Below are 4,397 nucleotides of genomic sequence, written 5' to 3' on the forward strand. Positions count from 1 at the left end.
TCTCTAACTTTGCCATTATTATGAGCGACTCTATAATTTTAGGTATTGAATCGTCCTGCGACGACACCTCAGCAGCTATCATCAAGGGAAATTCTATTCTTTCAAACATTGCCGCGAACCAGGCCATCCACAAAGAATATGGTGGTGTTGTGCCTGAATTAGCTTCACGGGCCCATCAGCAAAATATTATCCCCGTTGTTGAAAAATCTTTTTCCAAAGCAAATATACAACAAAATGCTATCTCAGCTATAGGATTTACACGCGGACCCGGACTTTTAGGATCTCTTCTCGTAGGAACATCATTCGCTAAGTCTCTGGCTATGAGCCTTAACGTTCCGTTAATTGAAGTAAATCACCTTCAAGCCCACATTCTGGCCCATTTCATCGAAGATGCAAATCCTGTGCCGCCTGCCTTTCCTTTTTTATGTCTTACGGTAAGTGGCGGACATACTATGATTGTGCTCGTAAAAGACTATTTCGATATGGAAATCATTGGAAAGACCACCGATGATGCCGCAGGAGAAGCTTTTGATAAAATAGGAAAAATCTTTGACCTTGACTACCCTGCCGGACCCATCATTGACAGATTGGCCAAGGAAGGAAATCCTGATGCTTTTAAATTCAACAAACCTAAACTGGAGAACTATGATTATTCTTTCAGCGGAATTAAAACATCCGTGTTATATTTCATCCAGAAAGAAGTCAGAAAAAATCCGGACTTTATTAAGGAAAACCTTAATGATCTCTGTGCTTCCGTTCAGAAATCCATTATTGAGATTCTGATGAATAAGCTTGAGAAAGCAGCCAAAGATCTTAATGTGAATGAAGTAGCCATCGCAGGAGGTGTTTCTGCCAATTCTGCCCTGAGAAAAGCAATGAAAGACAATAAAGAAAAACTGGGCTGGAATATCTACATTCCAAAGTTTGAATATACTACAGACAATGCAGCGATGATTGCTATGGTAGCAAAGCTGAAATTTGAGAGAGGAGAGTTTACAGATCTCAGAACAACGGCAACGGCAAAATATGATTTATAAGAATGCGGAGCCACGAAGTGGTGACGTAAAAAACAAAGGGTTTTAGCCTTTTGAGATAAATAGGCTAATAATAAATAGCTACGAAATAGCGGGATAAAAATGGGACAGTCTCTTGTTAAAAATTATATTCATATTGTATTCTCTACTAAAAACAGAGAACCAATCATTGATGAAGAAATACAGGAAGAATTATTTTCATATCTGGCAGGAATCTGTAAAAATATGGAGTGTAATCCCGTAAAAATCGGAGGCTATAAAGATCATGTTCACATCCTTTGTCTTTTATCTAAAAAAGTAACTCTTGTAAAGCTTTTGGAAAGTTTAAAATCTCATTCTTCAAAATGGATTAAAACTAAAGATAAAAAATATTCGCATTTTTATTGGCAGAATGGCTATGGAAGTTTTTCAGTTAATCCAAAAGAAATAGACACTGTAACTGAATACATCAGCAATCAGAAGGAACATCATATAATTAAAAATTTTAAGGAAGAGTTTTTAATATTTCTTAGGAATTATGAAATGGAATTTGATGAAAGATATGTCTGGGATTAATATTCCGCTCTTTCAGAGCTCAGGTAAACAATATTAATTCAAAACAAAGACCTGTAATCTTTGCTAAGTATTGCGCCACTTCGTGGCTCTAAAAAAAATAAGATGAAACTATTCTACGGAGAAATAAAAGATCAAAAAGCCACCATCAACGATGAAGAACAGCAGCATATCGTAAAAGTTCTTCGAATGAAGGATGGAGAAGATATCCATGTGACAGATGGCAAGGGAAACTTAGCTTCCGGAAAACTGATTATAGAAGGAAAGAAAGCTGGTATTGAAATTTCTGAGATTAAAGAAAATCTGCCTGAATTCAATCCCAGGCTTCATATTGCTATTGCCCCGACCAAGAACATTGACAGAATTGAATTTTTTGTGGAAAAAGCTGTGGAAATGGGTATTTCTGAGATAACGATCCTGCAGACTGAGAAAACAGAACGTAAAAACATCAATATTGATAAAATCAGGAAACAGGCTGTTGCCGCATCAAAACAAAGTTTGAGATTTCATTTTCCGGTTATCAATGACTTAACTAAAATTCAGGATTTTCTGAAAAGCATAGATCCGGAGCATACGTTTGTAGCGCACTGCCATGAAAATTTAGAAAGAATTGGCCTGAAAGATATTCCTCAGCAGGAACAGCTTACATTTTTAATAGGTCCCGAAGGTGATTTTTCTGAAAAGGAGATTGCATTTTTAGCAGAAAATAAAATAAGAGCCGTATCCCTCGGAAACCAAAGACTGAGAACGGAAACGGCAGGAGTCTTTGTAGCAGCATGGAATTATTATAATATGATATAAACAAAAAGAGAAGGTTGAGGAGCCTTCTCTTTTTTATTTCAGATTGACTATTTCCAGTCAATATTATTTTCTCTCAGATATTTTTCAAAAATCTGCTGTCCGCTTCTGATTGAATTGACAGCCCAAAGGATTTTCAACCTTAAAAGCTTTTCTTCATTTAATTTATAATCAATATCAGATTTTATAAGCTTCTGTTTCAATTCATACATACAGATTGAGGCTGCCACAGAAACATTGAAGCTTCTCGTAAAGCCATACATCGGAATAGCCAATGTCTCGTCGGCAAAATCTAAAATTTCCTGGGAAACGCCCTCCATTTCAGTTCCAAAAACTAAAGCAATAGGTTCATTTACTTCATATTCAGGCAGCATTTTAGCATTGTTTTCCAGTGAAACAGCCACTATTTTATATCCTCTGTCTTTAATATTCTGAAAAGACTCCATATTCCGGGGAAGTTTTTCTACCTCAACCCATGTGTCTGCCCCTTTTGTTACCCGAAGATTGGGTTCGAAACTGTATTCTTCCTGCAACGCCACTACTTTATGGAAACCACAGGCCTCCACAGAACGTACGATTGCAGCTGCATTTCTGAACTGATAAACATCTTCTACAACCGGAAGAATAAAGTCTGAGCTTTCCTGTGAGAAATGTTCAATTTTCGTCAGTCTTTCTTCTGTTAAAAACTGCTTTAAATATTCATAAGTTTGCGATAAATCATTCATCTGCATTTAGTTATTTTTTCAATAGCCCTATGAAACCACTACAATTTTCATTTTATTTTTATAAAATTTCATGATAAGCGTTTCATTCATTTTCAAATCTTTGCAAATTAACGTAATTTTGGCCTATGAACCCTAATCGGGGCCCAATTCTTAATTAAATTAATACATGAAGCGAAAAGTCCTGCTCATCTATACCGGTGGAACCATCGGAATGGAAAAAGATTACGAAACCGGAAGTCTCCGTGCCTTTGATTTTGGAAATATATTTGAAAAGATGCCTGAAATGAGGCTTATGGAATGCGAAGTCTTTGTTCATCCTTTTGCCAAACCGCTGGACTCTTCGGATATGGGACCTGAAGAATGGAGAGTGATTGCCAATTATATTCACAAAAACTATAATGACTATGACGGCTTTCTGATTCTTCACGGAACAGACACAATGTCCTACACCGCTTCAGCACTAAGCTTTATGCTGAAAGGATTAAGAAAACCTGTGATCATGACAGGCTCCCAACTTCCGATTGGTGATCTGAGAACAGATGCCAAGGAAAATCTTCTGACCAGCCTTTACTATGCCAGTCTTTATGAAAATGATGAAGCAGTTATTCAGGAGGTTGCCATTTACTTTGAGTATAAATTATTAAGAGGAAACAGAACGTTAAAATATTCCGCAGAGTATTTTGATGCGTATGCAAGCCCGAATTACCCGATCCTTGGGCAGTCCGGAGTTCATTTGAATATTATTAAAGACAACCTGTTCCGCTGTGATCCTACTGTAGAATTTCATGTGGATGAACATATTTCTGAAGATATTTTATTCTGGAGAATTTTCCCGGGTATGCATCTGAGTCATTTCAGGGAAATCCCTAAAATGAAGGTACTGATTCTTCAGGTTTTCGGCTCGGGAACGATTTTCAGCAGTGCCAAAACACAGGAAACCCTTCAGGAAATCAGAAATAACGGAACTGAAATCGTAGTGGTAAGTCAGTGTATTTCAGGCGGTATCTCATTCGGAAAGTATGAGAACAGCAATATATTCTCGAGAATCGGAGCCATCAGCGGAAGAGATATGACTGCAGAAACAGCGATTACAAAAGCAATGCACCTTATAGATAATCCAAGCTACACGGGAAGCTTTGCGGATAACTTCAGCAGAAGCCTTTGCGGCGAAATTACAGATTAATTGTTAGAATAATTTGGATATTCCAGAAAATACACTATTTTTGCAATCTCAAAAAGAAAGGTGTCCGAGTGGTTGAAGGAGCTACCCTGGAAAGGTAGTATACGG

Annotated in this window: 5 protein-coding genes; 4 read left to right on the plus strand and 1 reads right to left on the minus strand. The window is 37.3% G+C overall.

The features are described 5' to 3' along the window. Positions 1-20 precede the first annotated feature (20 nt). From tsaD to ACE3RB_RS19725, 3 genes are all read left to right on the plus strand, one after another. The gene (gene tsaD, locus ACE3RB_RS19715) at positions 21-1,037 is read left to right on the plus strand and encodes a tRNA (adenosine(37)-N6)-threonylcarbamoyltransferase complex transferase subunit TsaD (protein WP_374465773.1); all 1,017 of its coding nucleotides are present in this window, start codon (positions 21-23) and stop codon (positions 1,035-1,037) included. Between the two features lie 99 nt (positions 1,038-1,136). After that, a complete protein-coding gene (tnpA, locus tag ACE3RB_RS19720; protein WP_374465769.1) occupies positions 1,137-1,589 on the plus strand; it encodes an IS200/IS605 family transposase in 453 nt (150 codons plus the stop codon). Between the two features lie 102 nt (positions 1,590-1,691). Then, positions 1,692-2,387, plus strand: a complete 696-nt coding sequence (locus tag ACE3RB_RS19725; RefSeq protein ID WP_374465770.1) for a 16S rRNA (uracil(1498)-N(3))-methyltransferase — start codon at positions 1,692-1,694, stop codon at positions 2,385-2,387. A gap of 47 nt (positions 2,388-2,434) precedes the next feature. Here ACE3RB_RS19725 and ACE3RB_RS19730 read toward each other — a convergent pair whose 3' ends face one another. After that, on the minus strand, positions 2,435-3,109 hold the full coding sequence (locus ACE3RB_RS19730) for a TrmH family RNA methyltransferase (protein ID WP_374465771.1): 675 nt from the start codon (positions 3,107-3,109) through the stop codon (positions 2,435-2,437). A gap of 166 nt (positions 3,110-3,275) precedes the next feature. Between ACE3RB_RS19730 and ACE3RB_RS19735 the strand changes: the two genes are divergently transcribed. Beyond that, a complete protein-coding gene (locus ACE3RB_RS19735) occupies positions 3,276-4,292 on the plus strand; it encodes an asparaginase (protein WP_374465772.1) in 1,017 nt (338 codons plus the stop codon). Positions 4,293-4,397 lie beyond the last annotated feature (105 nt).

Source organism: Chryseobacterium sp. (genome assembly GCF_041914225.1).
Classification (GTDB): Bacteria; Bacteroidota; Bacteroidia; order Flavobacteriales; family Weeksellaceae; genus Chryseobacterium.